The organism is Amycolatopsis antarctica (assembly GCF_002262875.1).
GTDB classification, from domain to species: domain Bacteria; phylum Actinomycetota; class Actinomycetes; order Mycobacteriales; family Pseudonocardiaceae; genus Amycolatopsis; species Amycolatopsis antarctica.
Genome location: NZ_NKYE01000003.1, coordinates 1 through 18,515 on the forward strand (window position 1 = coordinate 1; position 18,515 = coordinate 18,515).

At 71.6% G+C, this 18,515-nt stretch carries 18 protein-coding genes and 1 tRNA gene; 11 read left to right on the forward strand and 8 right to left on the reverse strand.

Annotated features, from left to right (window positions below; translation table 11 throughout):
* Window positions 1-131: 131 nt before the first annotated feature.
* Both CFN78_RS05765 and CFN78_RS05770 read right to left on the reverse strand, forming a co-directional pair.
* A tRNA-Arg gene (locus CFN78_RS05765) sits at window positions 132-204 on the reverse strand.
* Between the two features lie 25 nt (window positions 205-229).
* The gene (locus CFN78_RS05770) at window positions 230-1,735 is read right to left on the reverse strand and encodes a phytoene desaturase family protein (protein WP_094861571.1); all 1,506 of its coding nucleotides are present in this window, start codon (window positions 1,733-1,735) and stop codon (window positions 230-232) included.
* 106 nt (window positions 1,736-1,841) lie between these two features.
* On the opposite strand from CFN78_RS05770, the gene CFN78_RS05775 reads away from it, so the two are divergent.
* Window positions 1,842-2,756: a cation diffusion facilitator family transporter gene (locus tag CFN78_RS05775; RefSeq protein ID WP_094861572.1), complete on the forward strand. Its 915-nt coding sequence runs from the start codon at window positions 1,842-1,844 to the stop codon at window positions 2,754-2,756.
* 7 nt (window positions 2,757-2,763) lie between these two features.
* Here the strand turns inward: CFN78_RS05775 and CFN78_RS05780 are convergent, their stop codons facing one another.
* A complete protein-coding gene (locus CFN78_RS05780; protein ID WP_420807859.1) occupies window positions 2,764-3,489 on the reverse strand; it encodes a DUF305 domain-containing protein in 726 nt (241 codons plus the stop codon).
* Between the two features lie 143 nt (window positions 3,490-3,632).
* Window positions 3,633-4,544, reverse strand: coding sequence for a DUF3105 domain-containing protein (locus CFN78_RS05785; protein WP_094861573.1), 912 nt, complete (start codon window positions 4,542-4,544; stop codon window positions 3,633-3,635).
* 213 nt (window positions 4,545-4,757) lie between these two features.
* Here CFN78_RS05785 and argS point away from each other — a divergent pair, with 213 nt between their 5' ends.
* From argS to prfA, 8 genes are all read left to right on the forward strand, one after another.
* A complete protein-coding gene (argS, locus tag CFN78_RS05790) occupies window positions 4,758-6,413 on the forward strand; it encodes an arginine--tRNA ligase (protein WP_094861574.1) in 1,656 nt (551 codons plus the stop codon).
* A gap of 82 nt (window positions 6,414-6,495) precedes the next feature.
* Complete coding sequence (gene lysA / locus CFN78_RS05795) at window positions 6,496-7,935, forward strand: diaminopimelate decarboxylase (RefSeq protein WP_094861575.1); 1,440 nt, start codon at window positions 6,496-6,498, stop codon at window positions 7,933-7,935.
* An 85-nt stretch (window positions 7,936-8,020) separates the two neighbouring features.
* Entirely contained in the window at window positions 8,021-9,325 is a 1,305-nt protein-coding gene (locus CFN78_RS05800; protein ID WP_094861576.1) for a homoserine dehydrogenase, read from the forward strand.
* Between the two features lie 4 nt (window positions 9,326-9,329).
* The gene (gene thrC / locus CFN78_RS05805; RefSeq protein ID WP_094861577.1) at window positions 9,330-10,391 is read left to right on the forward strand and encodes a threonine synthase; all 1,062 of its coding nucleotides are present in this window, start codon (window positions 9,330-9,332) and stop codon (window positions 10,389-10,391) included.
* Window positions 10,388-11,266: a homoserine kinase gene (gene thrB, locus CFN78_RS05810; protein WP_094861578.1), complete on the forward strand. Its 879-nt coding sequence runs from the start codon at window positions 10,388-10,390 to the stop codon at window positions 11,264-11,266. Before thrC ends, thrB begins: the two co-directional genes overlap by 4 nt.
* 401 nt (window positions 11,267-11,667) lie before the next feature.
* A complete protein-coding gene (rho, locus tag CFN78_RS05815) occupies window positions 11,668-13,734 on the forward strand; it encodes a transcription termination factor Rho (protein ID WP_094861579.1) in 2,067 nt (688 codons plus the stop codon).
* Between the two features lie 333 nt (window positions 13,735-14,067).
* Window positions 14,068-14,283 carry a 50S ribosomal protein L31 gene (gene rpmE, locus CFN78_RS05820; protein ID WP_094861580.1) on the forward strand — a complete coding sequence of 72 codons (216 nt, stop codon included), beginning with the start codon at window positions 14,068-14,070 and terminating at the stop codon, window positions 14,281-14,283.
* A gap of 100 nt (window positions 14,284-14,383) precedes the next feature.
* Window positions 14,384-15,451 (forward strand): peptide chain release factor 1, encoded by a 1,068-nt coding sequence (gene prfA, locus CFN78_RS05825; protein WP_094861581.1) that lies wholly within the window; start codon window positions 14,384-14,386, stop codon window positions 15,449-15,451.
* A gap of 30 nt (window positions 15,452-15,481) precedes the next feature.
* Here the strand turns inward: prfA and CFN78_RS29715 are convergent, their stop codons facing one another.
* From CFN78_RS29715 to CFN78_RS05835, 4 genes are all read right to left on the reverse strand, one after another.
* Complete coding sequence (locus CFN78_RS29715; protein ID WP_240519297.1) at window positions 15,482-15,772, reverse strand: hypothetical protein; 291 nt, start codon at window positions 15,770-15,772, stop codon at window positions 15,482-15,484.
* Window positions 15,773-15,842: 70 nt separating this feature from the next.
* Window positions 15,843-16,046, reverse strand: coding sequence for an LLM class flavin-dependent oxidoreductase (locus CFN78_RS30065; protein ID WP_276307324.1), 204 nt, complete (start codon window positions 16,044-16,046; stop codon window positions 15,843-15,845).
* Entirely contained in the window at window positions 16,039-16,287 is a 249-nt protein-coding gene (locus CFN78_RS30070; protein ID WP_205660442.1) for an LLM class flavin-dependent oxidoreductase, read from the reverse strand. The genes CFN78_RS30065 and CFN78_RS30070 overlap by 8 nt, the downstream gene beginning before the upstream one ends.
* A gap of 5 nt (window positions 16,288-16,292) precedes the next feature.
* Complete coding sequence (locus CFN78_RS05835) at window positions 16,293-17,069, reverse strand: alpha/beta fold hydrolase (RefSeq protein WP_094861582.1); 777 nt, start codon at window positions 17,067-17,069, stop codon at window positions 16,293-16,295.
* Window positions 17,070-17,138: 69 nt separating this feature from the next.
* Here CFN78_RS05835 and CFN78_RS05840 point away from each other — a divergent pair, with 69 nt between their 5' ends.
* Window positions 17,139-17,483, forward strand: coding sequence for a MerR family transcriptional regulator (locus CFN78_RS05840; RefSeq protein ID WP_094861922.1), 345 nt, complete (start codon window positions 17,139-17,141; stop codon window positions 17,481-17,483).
* Between the two features lie 107 nt (window positions 17,484-17,590).
* The gene (prmC, locus tag CFN78_RS05845) at window positions 17,591-18,460 is read left to right on the forward strand and encodes a peptide chain release factor N(5)-glutamine methyltransferase (RefSeq protein WP_094861583.1); all 870 of its coding nucleotides are present in this window, start codon (window positions 17,591-17,593) and stop codon (window positions 18,458-18,460) included.
* The last annotated feature ends 55 nt before the right edge of the window (window positions 18,461-18,515 follow it).

An 18,515-nucleotide genomic window follows, 5' to 3' on the forward strand; every position in this document is an offset into this window, starting at 1 on the left:
ATCAACCCCAGACGCGACTACCAACCCACCGGAGCCCCCAAAGGGCCCACCCGCCGACCCCACACATAACAACAGCCGAACCGACACTTCGTCGGTCCGACTGTCGCCGATGTCCTGAGACATCACAGTTGTGCCCTCGGCAGGATTCGAACCTGCGACACCTGCCTCCGGAGGGCAGTGCTCTATCCCCTGAGCTACGAGGGCGCCATCGCTGTGCGACGTCGAAAGCCTAGCGTATGCCCCGGGCGCCGGCGTCGGCGGTCCGGCCACGTGGGCCGAGCGCGGGCAGCTCACGGATGCCGAACTCGCGGCGCAGCGCGGACCGTGCCGCGTAGTAGCCGCACATGCCGTGCACGCCGGGGCCGGGGACGCTGGACGCCGAGCACAGGTAGACCCCGGCCAGCGGGGTCCGGTGCGGGTCGAGCGCGGGCGCGGGACGGAACGCGGCCTGGGTCAGCGACATGGCACCCGCGCTGATGTCGCCGCCGACGTAGTTCGGGTTGTACGCCTCCATCTTGTCGGTGCTGACCGCCCGCGAGGCGATGATCGTGTCGCCGAATCCCGGTGCGTGCCGCTCGATCTGGGCGCGCACGAGTTCGGTCGGGTCCACGGTGTCGCCGTTGGGAACGTGGCAGTAGGCCCACACCGGGCGCTTGCCGGGCAGCCCCCGGCTCGGGTCGGCGGCCATCGGATCGGCGAGGAGCACGAACGGTTCGTCCGGCCGGACCCCGCCCGCCGCCGCCGTCTCACTGCGCCAGATCTCCCGCTGGGTGCCGCCGATGTGCACCGTCCCGGCGCGCCCCACCTCCGGGTCGCGCCACGGAATCGGCTCGCTGACGAGGAAGTCGACCTTCGCGGCGCCGGACGCGTACTGGAACCCGTCGAGCCTGCGGCGGTACCGCTCCGGCAGCACCTCACCCGCCAGTGCGCTGAAACCGCGTGGTGCGACGTCGAGCAGCACCGTGCGGGCGCCACCCAGTTCGCGGATGTCGGTGATCGGCGTGCCGGTGTGCAGGGTGCCGCCGTGTGCGCGGATGTCCTCGGCCAGCACCTCGGCGATCCGGCCGCTGCCACCGCGGGGCACCGGCCAGCCGCTGCTGTGCGCGAGGTGGCCGAGCAGCAGGCCGACCGCCCCGCCGGGCAGGCTCGGCAGGCCCTGCACGGCGTGTGCCGCCACCCCGGCGAACATGGCCGCCGCCTGCGGTTCGCGAAACATCCGGGACGCCAGCGGAGTGCCGTGCGCGAGCACGCGGGAACCGAGGAGCAGCGGCGTCAGCAGGTCGAGCGGAACCTGCCGCTGGTTGGACAGCAGCAGGTCGACGAGGTGGCTGCTGCGCCGCACCAGCGGACCCATCAGCCTGCGCCAGCGGGCACCGTCGCGGCCGAGCCGTTCGCAGGTGCGGTCCAGGCTGCGGTAGGCGATGCCGGCGTCCGCGCCGTCCAGCGGATGCGCGTAGCTCGCCTCTGGGTGCAGCAGCTCGACGCCACGTGCGGCGAGATCGAACTCGCGGAAGAAGCGGGACGCCGCCGCCATCGGGTGCACGGCGGAGCAGATGTCGTGCACGACGCCGCTGTCGAACAGGTCGGCCGAACGGGAACCACCGCCGATCTCGTCCGCGGCCTCGTAGAGCCGGACGGACAGGCCCGCCCGCGCCATGATCACGCCCGCGGCGAGGCCGTTGGGTCCCGTGCCGACGATGGCGACGTCCGGTCCGGTCTCAGCTCGTGTCCCCATCGGCTCAGGCTATCGGTATGTCACCAGGTGGGCTGTGATCGTCGTCGCATCGCACTCATGCGCATGTCACTATATATTTTGGGCCGGACCCGAGGGAGGCGAACGCATGGGGCACGGTCACGGGCACGGACACACCGCGGGCAGCGCCTCGGCGCGCCATCTGCCGAGGCTGGCCGCGGCTCTCGCCATCGGCGCGGCGTTCATGGTGCTGGAGTTCGCGGTCGGTTTCGCCACGTCCTCGCTCGCCCTGATCTCCGACGCCGCGCACATGCTCACCGACGTCGTGGGCGTCGGGATGGCGCTGACGGCGATCCTGCTCGCCCGGCGCAGCACGCCCACCCACCGGCGCACCTTCGGCCTCTACCGCGCCGAGGTGCTGGCCGCGCTGGGCAACGCGTTGCTGCTGTTCGGCGTCGCGGGTTACGTGCTGTACGAGGCGATCAGCCGCATCGCCGACCCGCCCGAGGTGCCCGGGCTGCCCGTCGTCCTCGCCGCCACCGCGGGCCTGGTGGCCAACCTCGCCTCGTTCGCCCTGCTGCGCTCCGGGGCCAAGGAGAGCATCAACCTGCGCGGCGCCTACCTCGAAGTGCTCGCCGACCTGATCGGCTCGGTGGGCGTACTGGTCAGCGGCGCGATCACGCTGCTCACCGGCTGGCGCTACGCCGACCCGGTGATCGGTGTGGCGATCGGACTGTTCGTCCTCCCGCGGACCTACGTGCTGGCCCGCCGAGCGCTGCGCATCCTGTTCCAGCACGCGCCCGAACTCGTCGACGTGCGGGCGATCAACGCGGAACTTGCCGCTCTGCCGGGTGTCGCGGACGTGCACGACCTGCACATCTGGACGTTGACCTCGGGCATGGAGGTCGCCTCCGCGCACCTGACGGTCGACGCGGACGCCGACGGCTCCGAGGTGCTGCTCGCCGCGCAACGGCTGCTGGCCGGGACACACGGCATCGACCACGCCACCCTCCAGGTGGAAGCGCAGGAGGCGGCGAAGCGATGTACGGAGCTGACCTGGTGACCGGCGCTCAGGGCGCGGGCAGCGGCTGAGCGCCGCGCGCGACGAGCATCTGCCGCATCAGTTCGGTCTCCGCGCTCTGCGAGACGAGGATGCTGCGCGTCAGCGCCCGTACCGCGGGCGAGCCGGTGTGGTCCTGGGCGTACTGCGCCATCTCCGAGCCGCCCTGATGGTGGCGCAGCATGAGCTGCAGGAAGTCCACGTCCAGCTTCGTGCCGCCGAGCTTGCGCATCCTCGCCAGCTCCTCGGAGGTGGCCATGCCCGGCATCGGGGCACCCGGCGCGGCCTGCGTGGTGGCGCCGCCGCCGTGCGCGTGTCCGTCGTCGCCGGCCATCCAGGTCATGTACTCGCCGATCGCCTGCTCCGGCTGGCTCCACAGCATGAGCCAGCCCTTCATCCGGCCGACCTGCTCGATCTGGGTGCTGCCGATGTCGAAGGCGAGTTGCCGAACGGCCGGGTCGCTGGTGTGGTCGCGTGCCCAGTTGGCCATCGTCACGGCCTGCAAGTGGTGCACCGACATGTCCTGTGCGAAGCCGACCTCCACCGAATCCGGCCCCGGGGTCGCCGCGGTGTCCTCGCCTGCCATCGACTGGGTGATCAGCATCCCGGCCGTCGCGCCGACGAGCAGGACGGCGAGCATCGCCGCGCCGATGATCACCAGGCGGGACCAGGCGGGCGTGCGGGACTCGGGGTACTCCTCGTCGGGGTCCTCGTCGAGCGGCTGGATCCCGGGCACCCCGTCTCCGGCGTCCCGATCCCCGGCGTTCTGATCCGCGGCGGGTGACGAGTCTGCGGGCGACGAGTCGGCGACCGGCGAGTCCGCGGCGCCGGCCCTCTCGGGACCGGCGCCGTCATCGTCGGACTTGCTCGTCACGCCGGTCAGCCTCCGGCGGGCGGAACGGGCTGACCGCCCGGCGCGGGAACGCCACCCGGCGCGGGCTGCTGACCGCCGGGCAGGCCCGGGGGCATACCGCCCGGGGCACCACCGACGCCGGCCTCCGGCGGAGCCGCGCCCTGTGAGCCCTGGTAGTCCATCGGCTTCGCGTCGGGTCCGGGGGCGCTCGGGTCGAACGCGGGGGGTGCGCTCGGGTCGAACGCGCCGGGTCCGAGGGCGTCACAGGACGCGCCGACCTCGGGGTAGGTGGTCTGGTTCTGGCGCAGTGCCACGATGAACTGGTCGATGCGCTCGTCGTCGGCGGCGTCGAGCTTGAGCTGGTGTCCCCAGGACTGCAGCGAGATCGGCTTGTCCAGGCCCGGGTACGGCGACATCATCGTGTACGGCTTGCCCTCGACGCGGACCTTGAGCTGCTCCAGGGCGTCCCCGCTGACCTGGTCGGGGTTGTACGCGATCCAGACCGCGCCGTGCTCGAGGGAGTGCACCATGTTCTCGGTGCGCACGGCAGTCGGGTAGACGGTGCCGGTGCACGAGGCCCAGTAGCCGTCGTGCGGACCGCCGAAGGACGGGGTCTTGTCGTAGGCCACCCGCTCCGTCGGCTGGACGTGCGCACCGCCGGCGTACTGCTCGGTGATGACGCCGGGGATCTTCGTGGACGGGTCCGGGTTCTCCGGGCTCGGTGCGAACCCGGCGGCGGCCTCCTCCCGGGAGGCCTGCTCACGCTTGTCGGCGGACTCGATGTAGTAGTAGCTGAAAACACCGCCCGCCAGCGCGAGGATCGCGACGACCGCGATGATGGTGCCCCACGGCGTCTGCTTCTTGCTGACGACGGAACCCCGGGCCGCTTTCACGGCGTTGCTCTTGGGCGTGCCCTTTTTCTTCGTGCCGCTAGCCATCGTGGTAGTTCCGACCTCGTCTCGTCCTTGCCCGGTGGAGCCGGCTGTCGCGCGTTCGACGGCCGTCCCGCGGGGAGTACCCGGGACAGTCTAGGGACCGGGTGTCAGTTCACCGTCAACAGCGTCGCCTCCGGGCGCGCATCGGCGATCGGGCGCCGAGGGTTGCCGGGACCGTCTGCGTGCCGGTGACCCGGTCGCACCTAGACTGCCCGGGTGACTCCCGCTGCCCTTGCCGACCTGGTCCGATCGTCCGCTGTGCAGGTACTTTCCGCGCGTGGCCTGGACCACGCGGCACTGCCCGACCAGGTGACGATCGAGCGCCCGCGCAATCCCGAGCACGGAGACTACGCCACCAACCTGGCGCTGCAGGTAGCGAAGAAAGTAGGGCTCGCGCCGCGTGAGTTCGCCGAGGCACTGGCCGAGGAACTCTCGCTCGCCGGGGAACTGGCCGCCGCCGAGGTCGCCGGCCCCGGCTTCCTGAACCTGCGGCTCGCCGCCGACGCGCAGGGCGACCTCGTCTCGCGTGTCCTGAGCGCGGGTGACGCCTACGGCACCGGTGACGTGCTGACCGGGCGGAAGATCAACCTGGAGTTCGTCTCCGCCAATCCGACCGGCCCGATCCACCTTGGCGGGACCCGCTGGGCCGCAGTCGGGGACGCGCTCGGCCGCATCCTGGCGGCCCAGGGAGCCGAGGTCACCAGGGAGTACTACGTCAACGACGCGGGCGCCCAGATCGACCGGTTCGCCGAGTCGCTGATCGCCGCCGCGAAGGGCGAGGCCGCGCCGGAGGACGGCTACGCGGGCGCCTACATCAGCGACATCGCCGCGCAGGTGCTGCGCCGGGAACCGAGCGCGCTCTCGCTGGACGGGGCCGAGCGGCACCGGATCTTCCGCGCCGCGGGCATGGAGCTGATGCTCGAAGAGATCAAGAAGAGCATGCACGAGTTCCGCACCGACTTCGACGTGTACTTCCACGAGAGCTCGCTGCACGATCGCGGCGCGGTGGCCTCGGTGATCGAGGACCTCAAGCGCAACGACAGCCTGTACGAGGCCGACGGCGCCTGGTGGCTGCGCACCACCGCCCACGGCGACGACAAGGACCGCGTCGTGATCAAGGGCGACGGGGTGCCCGCGTACATCGCGGCCGACATCGCCTACCTCAAGGACAAGATCGACCGTGGCTTCGGCCTGTGCTTCTACATGCTCGGCGCCGACCACCACGGATACATCGTCCGGCTCAAGGCCGCGGCGGCGGCGATCGGCAGCGATCCGGCCGTGGTCGAGGTGCTGATCGGCCAGATGGTCAACCTGATCAGCGATGGCAAGCCGGTGCGGATGAGTAAGCGGGCGGGCACCGTGATCACCATGGAGGACCTGGTCGAAGCGGTCGGGGTGGACGCCGCGCGGTACGAGCTGAGCCGGTACTCGGTGGACTCGACCCTCGACATCGATCTGGACCTGCTGCGCAAGCACAGCAACGACAACCCGGTCTTCTACGTCCAGTACGCCCACGCCCGGCTGGCCTCCCTGCAGCGCAACGCCGCCGACCTGGGAATCACCGCCACGGGCGCCCCTGAGCTCGCGCTGCTGACCCATCCGCGCGAGGGTGACCTGATCCGCACGATCGGCGAGTTCCCCTCCGTGCTGACCAAGGCGGCCGAGCTGCGCGAACCGCACCGGGTCGCCCGCTATCTGGAAGGGCTCGCGGCGGCGTACCACAAGTTCTACGATGCCGCGCGCGTGCTGCCGCAGGGAGACGAGGAGGCCACCCCGTTGACGCACGCCCGGCTCGCGCTCTGCGAGGCGGCCCGGCAGGTACTGGCGAACGGCCTGCGATTGCTCGGGGTCAGTGCCCCGGAACGGATGTAAGTGCAGACGCGGGCCCCGCACCGGAGTCGGGGCCCTGCCCGAGCGACACGCGCAGGCGAGCGCGTGAGGATGGCGAGAACAAGTGTGCGCACACCCCGCCGGTCCCCGGCACGCGGAGGTCTACCCGCACGTTGACAGGTCGGGTTTTCCACCGTCCAGTTCGGACGAACTCGACCGGCTGTATCCGAAAGTGTGGCCGCGCAACACCTATCGCGCGCCGGACGGCGTCGTCCGCATCGCCGGGGTCGACGTCCGCGAACTCGCCGAGAAGCACGGCACCCCGTTGTTCGTGATCGACGAGGCGGACTTCAAGTCCCGCTGCGCCGAGTACGCGGAGGCCTTCGACGACCCGACGCTGGTGCACTACGCTTCGAAGGCGTTTCTCTCCACCGAGATCGCCCGCTGGGTCGCGGGGCAGGGCCTGAGCCTGGACGTGTGCAGTGGTGGCGAGCTGGCCGTGGCGCAGCGGGCCGAGTTCCCGCCGGAGCGGATCACCTTCCACGGCAACAACAAGTCGATCGACGAGCTGGAGGCCGCCGTCGAGGCGGGCGTCGGCACGGTGGTGCTCGACTCCTACTTCGAGATCGCCAGGCTCGCCGAGGTCGCGGAGCGGCGCGGTGTCGAGCAGGCGGTGCTGGTCCGCGTGACGGTGGGCGTCGAGGCGCACACGCACGAGTTCATCGCCACCGCCCACGAGGATCAGAAGTTCGGTTTCTCCCTCGCCTCCGGCGGCGCCGCCGAGGCGGTACGCCGGGTACTGGCCGCGTCCTCCCTCAGGCTCATCGGGCTGCACAGCCACATCGGCTCGCAGATCTTCGACGCGGACGGTTTCGAGGTCGCCGCCCGCCGGGTGATCGGGTTGATCGCCGAGCTGGGCAAGGAACACGGGCCGGAACTCGTCGAGCAACTGTCCATTGTGGACCTCGGTGGTGGTTTCGGGATCGCCTACACCGACAAGGACAACCCGCCGCCGCCCGCGCAGATGGTCACCCAGATCCGGGAGATCGTGCGCAAGGAGTGCGAGTTCGCCGGGCTGCCGGTGCCGCGTATCGCGGGCGAGCCGGGCCGGGCAATCGCCGGGCCGGGGACCGTCACCCTCTACGAGGTCGGCACCATCAAGGACGTCTCGCTCGGCGACGGGGCCGTCCGCCGCTACATCAGCGTCGACGGCGGGATGAGCGACAACATCCGCACCGCGCTCTACGACGCCGTCTACGACTGCAGGCTCGTTTCCCGGGCCAGCGACGACGGGGAGCCGGAGGAGGTCCGCGCGGCACTCTCCCGGGTGGTCGGCAAGCACTGCGAGTCCGGCGACATCGTGGTGCGCGACTGCTGGCTGCCGGACAGCCTCGCCCCGGGCGACCTGCTCGCCGTGGCCGCGACCGGCGCCTACTGCTACTCGATGGCCAGCGCGTACAACCGGCTGCCGCGGCCCCCGGTGGTCGCCGTGCGCAACGGCACCGACCGGGTCCTGCTGCGGCGGGAGACCACCGACGACATGCTGCGTCTGGAAGTGTCGTGAGCGCGTCGCCATCCGCGCGGCATCGCCCGCGCGGCACCGTCCGGGCCGACCGCCCGGACGCGGGCGCAGGAGAGCTGGAGGTTTCGTGAGCGCATCGCAGGCAAAGCCGGTGAGGGTGGCCCTGCTGGGCTGTGGCACGGTCGGCGGCGAGGTGGCCCGGCTACTCACCGAGCAGGCCGGGGAGCTGGCCGCCCGCGCGGGAGCGCCGGTGGAGCTGGCGGGCATCGCGGTACGCAGGCCGGACAAGCATCCGGAGCTGCCGCCGGAACTGCTGACGTCCGACGCTGCCGCGCTGATCGACTCCGATGTGGACGTCGTGGTGGAACTGGTCGGCGGCATCGAGCCGACCCGTACCTGGCTGCTTTCCGCGCTGGCGCAAGGGAAATCCGTCGTCACGGCGAACAAGGCACTGCTGGCCGAGCATTCGGCCGAACTGTTCGTCGCCGCCGACGCCTCCGGTGCCGACCTGTACTTCGAGGCCTCGGTGGCTGGCGCCATCCCGCTGCTGCGCCCGCTGCGCGAATCCCTTGCCGGAGACCGGATCACCCGGGTGATGGGCATCGTCAACGGCACCACCAACTACATCCTCTCGGCGATGGACTCCACCGGAGCCGGTTACGCCGAGACGCTGGACGAGGCGAGCAGGCTCGGTTACGCCGAGGCCGATCCGACGGCCGATGTGGACGGTTACGACGCCGCGTCCAAGGCCGCGATCCTCGCCTCGCTGGCGTTCCACAGCCGGGTGACGATCGCCGACGTGCACCGGGAGGGCATCGGCGCCGTCGGCGCCTCCGACATCAGGGCCGCCCAGGTGCTCGGCCGCACGGTGAAACTGCTCGCCATCTGCGAGCGGGTGACCAGCGACGACGGCAGCGAATCCGTCTCGGCCAGGGTCCACCCGGTGATGATCCCGCGCAGCCACCAACTCGCCGGCGTCAACGGCGCGTTCAACGCCGTCTACGTGGAGGCGGACGCGGCCGGGGAACTCATGTTCTACGGCCAGGGCGCCGGCGGTTCGCCGACGGCCAGCGCGGTGCTCGGCGACCTGGTCGCCGTGGCGCGCAACAAGGTCGGCAACGGGCACGGTCCCCGCGAGTCGGCACACGCCGCCCTGCCCGTGCGGCCGATGGGGCAGACACCGACGCGCTATCACATCAGCCTGGACGTGGCGGACCGTCCGGGTGTGCTGGCGCAGGTGGCGCAGGCCTTCGCCGCGCACGGGGTGAGCATCGCCGCCGTTCGCCAGCGGGACAAGCACTCCACCGCCAGCCTCGTGGTGGTGACCCATCTCGCGGCCGACGCCGCACTTCAGTCCACAGTGGACGACATTGCCCGGCTGGACGCCGTGCACGAGGTCGTCAGCGTGATGCGCGTGGAAGGCGAGGACTGACCACATGAACGAGACGGTCCGCCCGGGAATCATCAACGCCTACTCGAGCCGGATCCCCATCCCGGCGGGGGCGCGGATCATCACCCTCGGCGAAGGCGGCACGCCGCTCATCCAGGCCCCGCACCTGTCGGAACTGACCGGCAGCGAGGTGTACCTCAAGGTCGAGGGCGCGAACCCGACCGGCTCGTTCAAGGACCGCGGCATGACCGTGGCGATCACCCACGCGCTCGCCAGCGGGCTGCGGGCGGTGATCTGCGCGTCCACCGGGAACACCTCGGCCTCGGCCTCGGCCTACGCCGCGCGCGCCGGGCTGACCTGCGCGGTGCTGGTGCCGCAGGGGAAGATCGCGATGGGCAAGCTGGCCCAGGCGGTCCGCCACGGCGCCCGGATCCTGCAGGTCGACGGCAACTTCGACGACTGCCTCGAACTCGCCCGCAAGACCGCCGCCGACCACCCCGTCACGCTCGTCAACTCGGTGAACCCGGTGCGGCTGGTCGGGCAGAAGACGGCCGCGTGGGAGATCTGCGACGCGCTCGGTACCGCCCCCGACATCCACTGCCTGCCGGTCGGCAACGCGGGCAACATCAGTGCCTACTGGGCGGGCTACTCCGAGTACGCGGCGGACGGCCTGGTCACCACCCCGCCGCGGATGTTCGGCTTCCAGGCGGCCGGCGCGGCCCCGCTGGTGCACGGCGAACCGGTGCCGGACCCGGACACCGTGGCCACCGCGATCCGGGTGGGCAGCCCGGCGTCCTGGGACCTCGCCGTCAAGGCGAAGAACGCCTCCGCCGGACTGTTCGAGTCGGCCACCGACGCACAGATCATGGAGGCCTACGGGCTGCTCGCCCGCCGCGAGGGCGTGTTCGTCGAGCCGGCTTCGGCGACCAGCGTCGCCGGGCTGCTGATCACCGCCGCCGACGGCCGGATCCCGAAGGGCTCGACGGTCGTCTGCACCGTCACCGGCCACGGCCTGAAGGACCCGGCGACCGCACTCGAGGGCAACGTCGAGGTCGAACCGCTGGCCGTCGACCCGGGCGCGGTCGCCGCCGCGCTGGAACTCTCGTGACGGCCCGGTTCCGCGTCACCGTCCCGGCGTCCACCGCCAACCTCGGCCCCGGCTTCGACACCTTCGGCATGGCGCTCGCCCTGTACGACCTCGTCGAGGTGGAGGTCACCGACGCCGGCCTGGCGGTGGAGGTGGTCGACGCGGGCGCGGGCTCGGTCGACGAGGTCCCGACCGACGAGACACACCTCGTGGTGAAGGCGCTGCGCCGCACCTGCGAGCACCTCGGCGTACGGCCCGACGGTTTGCGACTTCGTTGCCACAACAGGATTCCGCACGCTCGCGGACTCGGTTCCTCCGCCGCGGCCGTGGTGTCCGGGGTGGCCGCGGGGTACGCGCTGGCCGGTGCCGAACCGGACTCGGCGGCGCTGCAACTGGCCGCGGAGTTCGAGGGGCACGCCGACAACGCCGCCGCGAGCCTGTTCGGCGGATTCGTCCTCGCCTGGTGCACCGGCGGCGCGTTCCGCGCCGAACGGCTGGTGCCGCACCCGTCGATCCGCCCGGTACTCGCCGTACCGAGGGAACGCTCCGCCACCGCGGTGACCCGCGGGCTGTTGCCGGCGAAGGTCCCGCACGCCGACGCCGCGTTCACCGCGGGCCGCGCCGCGCTGGCGGTGCACGCGATGACTTCCCGGCCGGAGCTGCTGCTGGAGGCCACCGAGGACCGGTTGCACCAGGACTATCGGGCGTCGGCGTACCCGGCGAGCGCGGCGCTGGTCGGCGAGCTCCGGCAGCACGGAGTAGCCGCGGCCATCTCCGGGGCCGGTCCCTCGGTGCTCGCGCTGACCACCGGGGGAGTGCTGCCCGCCGAGGTCGCGGCGGACGGCTTCGAGGTCGTCGGCATACCGGTCGACCTGGGCGGCGTCCGGGTGGAGTGACCCGGCGACGGGCCGCCGGGAGCCTGGCGTACGGCGACACGCAGGGGTGGTTGTTGCACTGCTGGTTGGCGCCGTCTACCCTCGGGGGTGTCGTTCACCGTGCGTGTATCGCACCCGGTTACGGTCTCAGGGGATCCATTCGGATCGCATCTTCCGTACAGCCGACAATCCCGTCCACGTGGCCGGGTTTGACGCAGGCGGGTTCGGAGATAGCCGCGGTGGCCGATTCAGTGTGCTCCACCTGGAGCACGCACCCTCCCGTGCTGGCGGCTCTGCCGCAGTGACTCGCACGTCTTGGCTGAAAAAGCCTGCACCGGGGAACGAAACGCCGTCTCGCAATCGGACGCGGGCGGCGGTCCGCTGATCCACCACAGAGTGTGGATCGGTCAGGAAGGACTTGTGTGAGCAACACCGATCTCTTGAGCGGCGACGCAGACACCCAGCCGGCCCCCGCTGCCGAAGGCGGCGCCGACGACTCCGGTGCCGGCGAGCAGGCGAACGGCGCTGGTGCGCCGAAGCGTCGTGCGGGCGGCCTGTCCGGGATGGTCATCGCCGATCTCCGTCAGCTCGCGGGCGAGCTGGGCGTGAGCGACACCTCCGGCATGCGCAAGGGCGATCTCATCGCCGCCATCAGGGAGCGTCAGGGCAAGACCAAGCGCCGCGCCGCGGGTGCGGGCGACACGCTCCCGCTCGACGGCGTAGCCACGGAGACCCCGGCCGAGGCCCCGAAGAGCGAGGCGCCGAAGAACGAGCCGTCGAAGAACGAGGCGTCGAAGAACGGCAGTGGGAGGACCGGCGCCGAGACGCGGTCCGAGACCACCGCGGCGGCGTCCGGGGCGGCCCCGGCCACCGAGGCACCGAACGAGACGAGCTCGGACGCCCAGTCGCAGCCCGAGCGCACCGACGGCCGTTCCGACGCCCAGCAGGGCGAGGACGGCGGCAGGCGCGAGGGTGGTCGCAGGCGCCGCGGCGCCAACCGCCCGGCGGGCAGCCCCGACTCGGGCGGCCAGCGCGAGGACGGCGAGCAGCAGCGCGGCGGCGACCGTGACCAGCAGCGTGGCGACCAGCAGCGTGGCGACCGTCAGCGTGGCGGTGAGCAGCGCGGGGGCGACCAGCGCAAGCAGAACGACCGGCAGGACCGTCAGGACCGCCAGCAGGGTGGCCAGCGCGGGCAGCAGGGCCAGCAGAACAACCGCGGCGGCGGTCAGCCCGAGGACGACGACGACGAGCGCGGTGGCCGTCGCGGCCGCCGGTTCCGTGACCGTCGCCGTCGTGGCGGACGCGGTGAAGGCGGCGGCGCGGGCAACCCGGACACCGAGATCCGCGAGGACGACGTCCTGCTTCCCGTCGCGGGAATCCTGGACGTGCTGGACAACTACGCGTTCGTCCGTACCTCGGGCTACCTGGCCGGGCCGAACGACGTGTACGTCTCGCTGTCGCTGGTGCGCAAGTACGGCCTGCGCCGCGGTGACGCGATCACCGGCCACGTACGCCAGCCGCGTGACGGCGAGCAGCAGCGGCAGAAGTTCAACCCGCTGGTGAAGGTCGACACGATCAACGGCCTGGACCCGGACGCGGCGAAGAAGCGTCCCGAGTTCACCAAGCTCACGCCGCTCTACCCGAACGAGCGCCTGCGCCTGGAGACCGAGCCGCACAAGCTCACCACCCGCGTCATCGACCTGGTGATGCCGGTCGGCAAGGGGCAGCGTGCGCTCATCGTCTCGCCGCCGAAGGCCGGCAAGACGACGATCCTGCAGGACATCGCGAACGCGATCGCCACGAACAACCCGGAATGTCACCTCATGGTCGTGCTCGTCGACGAGCGCCCCGAAGAGGTCACCGACATGGAGCGTTCGGTCAACGGCGAGGTCATCGCGGCGACCTTCGACCGGCCCGCGTCCGACCACACCACCCTCGCCGAACTCGCCATCGAGCGGGCCAAGCGGCTGGTGGAGATGGGCCACGACGTCGTCGTGCTGCTCGACTCGGTCACCCGGCTCGGCCGTTCGTACAACCTGGCGGCCCCGGCGTCCGGCCGGATCCTCTCCGGTGGTGTCGACTCGACGGCGCTGTACCCGCCGAAGCGTTTCCTCGGCGCGGCCCGCAACATCGAGAACGGCGGTTCGCTGACGATCTTCGCCACCGCGCTGGTGGAGACCGGATCGACCGGTGACTCGGTGATCTTCGAGGAGTTCAAGGGCACCGGTAACGCGGAGCTCAAGCTGGACCGCAAGATCGCCGACAAGCGGACCTTCCCCGCGGTGGACGTCAACCCGTCCAGCACCCGTAAGGAGGAGCTGCTGCTCAACCCGGACGAGCTGGCGGTGACGCACAAGCTGCACCGGGTGCTGCACGCACTGGACTCGCAGCAGGCGATCGAGCTGCTGCTGGACAGGCTGCGCAAGACCAAGACGAACATCGAGTTCCTGATGCAGGTCTCGAAGAACACGCCGGGCCAGGACGACTGACCCGTTCGCTTCACCCCGGAAGGGCCGGGCACCCCTCGCGGGTGCCCGGCCCTTCCGGCGTTCCAGAACGTGACCCCCTTGCCGCGCAACGGTTTTCTCGTTCGCTTCGGTTGTGCCGGGCTCGGCTGCCGGACGCCTGGGCACCGCGTGCCGACTCGCGGGTCACGCGGCGGACGGCGCGGCTCGCCGGTCGCGGCGGGTGCGGGAATAGCCGCCCGGGCAGGCGCGTTGCAGACCACGTCGGCCGATCTGGCAGAATCAGCCCGCTGAAGTCCGGCACCGGTTCACCCCACGTTCCACCGGGGACCCGGCGGCCACTACGAGAGGACCCTGATGAAGAGCGGTATCCACCCCGAGTACGTGCCCACCACGGTGACCTGTGGCTGCGGCAACACGTTCTCGACGCGCAGCACCAAGTCTTCCGGCGCCATCAACGTCGAGGTCTGCTCGGCTTGCCACCCGTTCTACACCGGCAAGCAGAAGATCATGGACACCGGTGGCCGCGTCGCGCGCTTCGAGAAGCGCTACGGCAAGCGGGCCGGCAAGTAGCTTCACCGACGGCGCCCATCCCCGGACCGGGGGTGGGCGCCGTTGTCGTCAGCACTGACGCTGACGGGTATCCGGCGCGGGCACGAGGAGGGGTGTGGGAGTGGAGACGAATTCGCTGCGGGGTCTGCTGGACGAGTACGCCGAGCTGGAGGGGCAGCTCGCCGACCCGTCGGTGCACGCCGACCAGGCCCGCGCGCGCAGGCTGGGCAGGCGTTACGCCGAACTGAAGCCCGTCATCAAGGCGATCAACGAACTGGAGACGGCCCGCGAGGACGTCACCGCCGCCCGGGAACTCGCCGGGGAGGACGCCTCCTTCGCCGCGGAGGCCGAGGAACTGGCCGAGCGGATCCCGGCCCTGGAGTCGAAGCTCACCGAGCTCCTCCTGCCGCGCGATCCCTATGACGGCTCCGATGTGCTGATGGAGATCAAGTCCGGTGCGGGTGGTGAGGAATCCGCGTTGTTCGCGGGCGACCTGCTGCGGATGTACCTGCGTTACGCCGAGCGGCTCGGCTGGAAGGCCGAGGTGCTCGACGCGACCGACTCGGACCTCGGCGGTTTCAAGGACGTCACCGTGTCGATCAAGAGCCGGGGCTCCGACCCGGACGGCGTCTGGGCCCGGCTGAAGTTCGAGGGCGGAGTGCACCGGGTGCAGCGGGTCCCGGCGACCGAGTCGCAGGGCCGCATCCACACCTCCGCGGCCGGGGTGCTCATCTACCCCGAACCGGAGGAGGTCGAGGTCGAGATCGACCAGAACGACCTGCGTATCGACGTCTTCCGGTCCTCGGGTCCCGGTGGCCAGAGCGTGAACACCACCGACTCCGCGGTCCGGATCACGCACGTGCCCACGGGCATCGTCGTCTCCTGTCAGAACGAGAAGTCGCAGATCCAGAACCGGGCCAGGGCGCTGCTGGTGCTGCAGGCCCGGCTGCAGGCGATCGCCGAGGAGGAGGCCGCCACGAAGGCCGCCGACACCCGCCGGTCCCAGGTGCGCACCGTGGACCGCTCCGAGCGCGTCCGCACCTACAATTTCCCGGAGAACCGGATCTCCGACCATCGGGTGAACTACAAGGCGAACAACCTGGACCAGGTGCTCGACGGTGAGCTCGCCGCCGTCCTCGACGCGCTCGCCACCGCAGACCGCGAGGAGCGCCTGGCCGCCCACGGCTGAGTGCCGGCCCGCGCACTTGATGCCGGACCGTCAGCGCAGGGCGTCGGCGAGTTCCGCCATCCGCCGTTCCGCCGTCCGGTCCGCGCCGAAGTGGACGGCCAGCGTCTGCGCACCGGCCCCGGCCAGCGTCCTTGCCCGCGCCACCACCCGGTCCACCGGGCCGCCGTCCGCCGGCCAGGCGATGCGGGTACCGACCCGGGGCATCCGGCCGTCCAGCACGCGCAGCCGGGCGACATGAGCGGCGAACTGCACGGGGTCGCCGCCGACGCCCTGCCATTCGTCGGCGAAGCGCACGGCGCGCAGCAGCGCCCGATCGGTCATCCCGCCCACCATGATCGGTACCCGTCCCTCCGGGCGCGGCCCGAAGTGACCGTGGTCGAAACCGTAGAACTCACCCTCGAACGAGATGCCGCCCGCGAACAGTTCGCAGCAGCGCGAGCGCCTCGTCCGTGCGCCCGCCGCGGGTGCCGAAGTCGGCGCCGACCGAGGCGAACTCCACCGCGTCCCAGCCGATGCCGACACCGAGCGTGAACCGTCCGCCGGAGAGACGATCCAGGGCGGCCACCTGCTTGGCGACGGCGAACGGACTACGCATCGGCAGCACCGGCACCGAGGTGGGCGAACCGGATCCGGCTCGTCCGAGCGGCGAGGAAAGCCGAAGCGACGAGGGGTTCGTACACCCCGCCGTAGGTCGCGCCGAACGGCTCCGGCGGCAGCAGGTGGCCCGGCAGCCACGCGGTGGTGTCGCCGGATTCCTCGGCGGCCACCGCGAGTTCGGCCAGCCGCCCAGGGTTCTCCGTGGCCGACTCGTTCGGCAGCACCGGCTGCAGTTCCATCCGATTCACGCCCTCCGGTCCAGGAAATCGCGGATGACGGCCAGCCACTCGCCGGGCGCCTCGGTGCCGATGCCGTGTCCGGCCGGGATCTCGCGCAGTTCGGCGCCGGGTATCCTCTCGGCCAGTTCGCTGGACCGCTCCCGGCCCACCAGCCCGTCCTCCGTGGTCGCAACGACAAGCGTGGGCACGGCGATCCCGGCCAGTTCGGCGCGAACGTCCACATCGGACACCAGCTCGACCTGGTCCGCGCTGCCCGGCGGGATGAACGCCGCGAGCGCGGCCACGGACTCCTCGATCTCGGACGCACTCAGCGCGTGCAGCCACGGCCCGCCGGTCCCCAGCAGCGTCAGGTACCGCGCCAGCAGCACGCGGTCGCCGTGGGCGAGCAGACCCCGCCATACCTCGGCGGCGAGGCGGATCCGATTGTCCGCCGAGGCGAACCCGGCGGTGAGGATCAGTCCGTCCACCGCCTCGGGATGCCGGGTGGCGGCTCGTACCGCGACCGCCGCGCCGAGCGAGTAGCCCAGAACGGTGAACCGGGGCAGCCCGGCGGCCAGGGCGGTACGGACCAGCGTGTCCGCCAGCTCGTCGAGCCGCGGCGGGCCGCCGCGGCTCGACGGGGAGTCACCGCTGCCGGGGTAGTCGGTGCCCACCACGGTGTGCGTCGCGGCCAGCGCGCCGGCGATCGCACCGAAGTTCGCCGGTATGTCGCCGCCCGCACCGTGCGCCAGCACCAGGCCGGGGCCGTCACCGTGGACGAACGAGGGGAAATGTTCGGTCATGTCCCGACGTTAGGCAGTGACAACGATGTGAGGGTCAAGCACGAACTCGGGCACAGTGGGGTGGATCTCATGCTGATCGGCGAACTGTCCGCGCGCACCGGTGCCAGCCAGCGGATGCTGCGCTACTACGGGCAGCAGGGCCTGCTCCGCTCCGAGCGCGACGTCAACGGCTACCGCGTCTACCAGGCGGACGCGGTGACGACGGTGCGGCAGATCCGCGCGCTGCTGGAACTGGGGCTGAGCACCGGGGTGATCGCCGAGGTACTGCCGTGCGCCGCCGGCGACCTGGCCGAGCTGGACCTGTGCCCGGAGGTGGTCCGCACGATCCGCCGGGAACTCGACGCGCTGGACGAACGGATCGACACGCTGCGGCAGAACCGTGGCGCGCTCGCCGGATACCTGGCAGGTGTATGACAGTCTTGAACAGGCTCGTGACACCGCCGCCAGTACCGCCCGTCCGCTCCGGCCCCGCGCCGGGAGGAACCGGCGCACCGGCTGGCCGAGGACGTGAGGACGGCACCGTGAAGCGGCAACCGCTGCGACTGGCGATCCTGGAGGCGATCCGGATCCTCGAGGAGGCCGGTGTCGCCTCGCCCAGGAACGACGCCGAGTTGCTCGCCGCGCACGTGCTGGGCGTCGACCGCGGCAGGCTGCCGCTGACCCCGCTGGTCGATCCGCCGGTGGTCGAGGCGCTCGGGCAGCTCGTCGCCCGCCGGGCCAAGCGGGTCCCGCTGCAGTACCTCACCGGGTGGTCGGCGATGGGGGAGATCACCGTCGCCGTCGGTTCCGGCGTGTTCGTTCCCCGGCCGGAGACGGAACTCCTGCTCGAATGGGGCCTCGGGGTGCTGGCCGGGCGCACCCATCCGGTCGTCGTCGACCTCTGCACCGGTTCCGGCGCACTCGCGCTGGCCGTCGCCAACGCCGTGCCGGACGCGATCGTGTACGCCGTGGACGTCGACGCGACGGCGCTGGCCTGGGCCCGCCGCAACGCCGACACCCGCGTCGAGGCGGGCGACTCCGCCATCCGGCTGTACTCCGGAGACATCGGCGACCGCACGATGTTCGCCGAACTCGACGGCCTGGTGGACCTCGTCCTCTGCAATCCGCCGTACGTGCCCGCCGGGACGTACGTGCCCCCGGAGGTCGCCGACCACGACCCGGAGCACGCGGTCTTCGCGCCCGGCGACGGGCTGGAGGTCATCCGGCATGCCGTCGCGGCGGGCGCCCGGCTGCTGCGCCCTGGCGGCGGCGTGGCCATCGAGCACGACGACACGCAGGGTTCGGCCGTTCCCGAACTGCTCGCCGCCCGCCGCGTCCTCGCCGACGTGCGCGCGCACACCGACCTCGCGGGCAGGTCCCGCTTCGCCACCGCGCGGCGCGCCGGGAGCTGAGCCGCCGGTGCCGAGCCGGGGCCGTCGCGTCCGGACGGCACGGCTACGCTCGCGG

Coding starts and splice junctions, on each gene's coding strand:
- CFN78_RS05785 (WP_094861573.1), bottom strand. CDS start 4,544: ATGGCTAGCGGCACGAAGAAAAAGGGCACGCCCAAGAGCAACGCCGTG.
- CFN78_RS05840 (WP_094861922.1), top strand. CDS start 17,139: ATGCTGATCGGCGAACTGTCCGCGCGCACCGGTGCCAGCCAGCGGATG.
- thrC (WP_094861577.1), top strand. CDS start 9,330: ATGAACGAGACGGTCCGCCCGGGAATCATCAACGCCTACTCGAGCCGG.
- CFN78_RS30070 (WP_205660442.1), bottom strand. CDS start 16,287: ATGGAACTGCAGCCGGTGCTGCCGAACGAGTCGGCCACGGAGAACCCT.
- CFN78_RS05775 (WP_094861572.1), top strand. CDS start 1,842: ATGGGGCACGGTCACGGGCACGGACACACCGCGGGCAGCGCCTCGGCG.
- CFN78_RS30065 (WP_276307324.1), bottom strand. CDS start 16,046: ATGCGTAGTCCGTTCGCCGTCGCCAAGCAGGTGGCCGCCCTGGATCGT.
- CFN78_RS05770 (WP_094861571.1), bottom strand. CDS start 1,735: ATGGGGACACGAGCTGAGACCGGACCGGACGTCGCCATCGTCGGCACG.
- rpmE (WP_094861580.1), top strand. CDS start 14,068: ATGAAGAGCGGTATCCACCCCGAGTACGTGCCCACCACGGTGACCTGT.
- CFN78_RS05835 (WP_094861582.1), bottom strand. CDS start 17,069: ATGACCGAACATTTCCCCTCGTTCGTCCACGGTGACGGCCCCGGCCTG.
- CFN78_RS29715 (WP_240519297.1), bottom strand. CDS start 15,772: ATGACCGATCGGGCGCTGCTGCGCGCCGTGCGCTTCGCCGACGAATGG.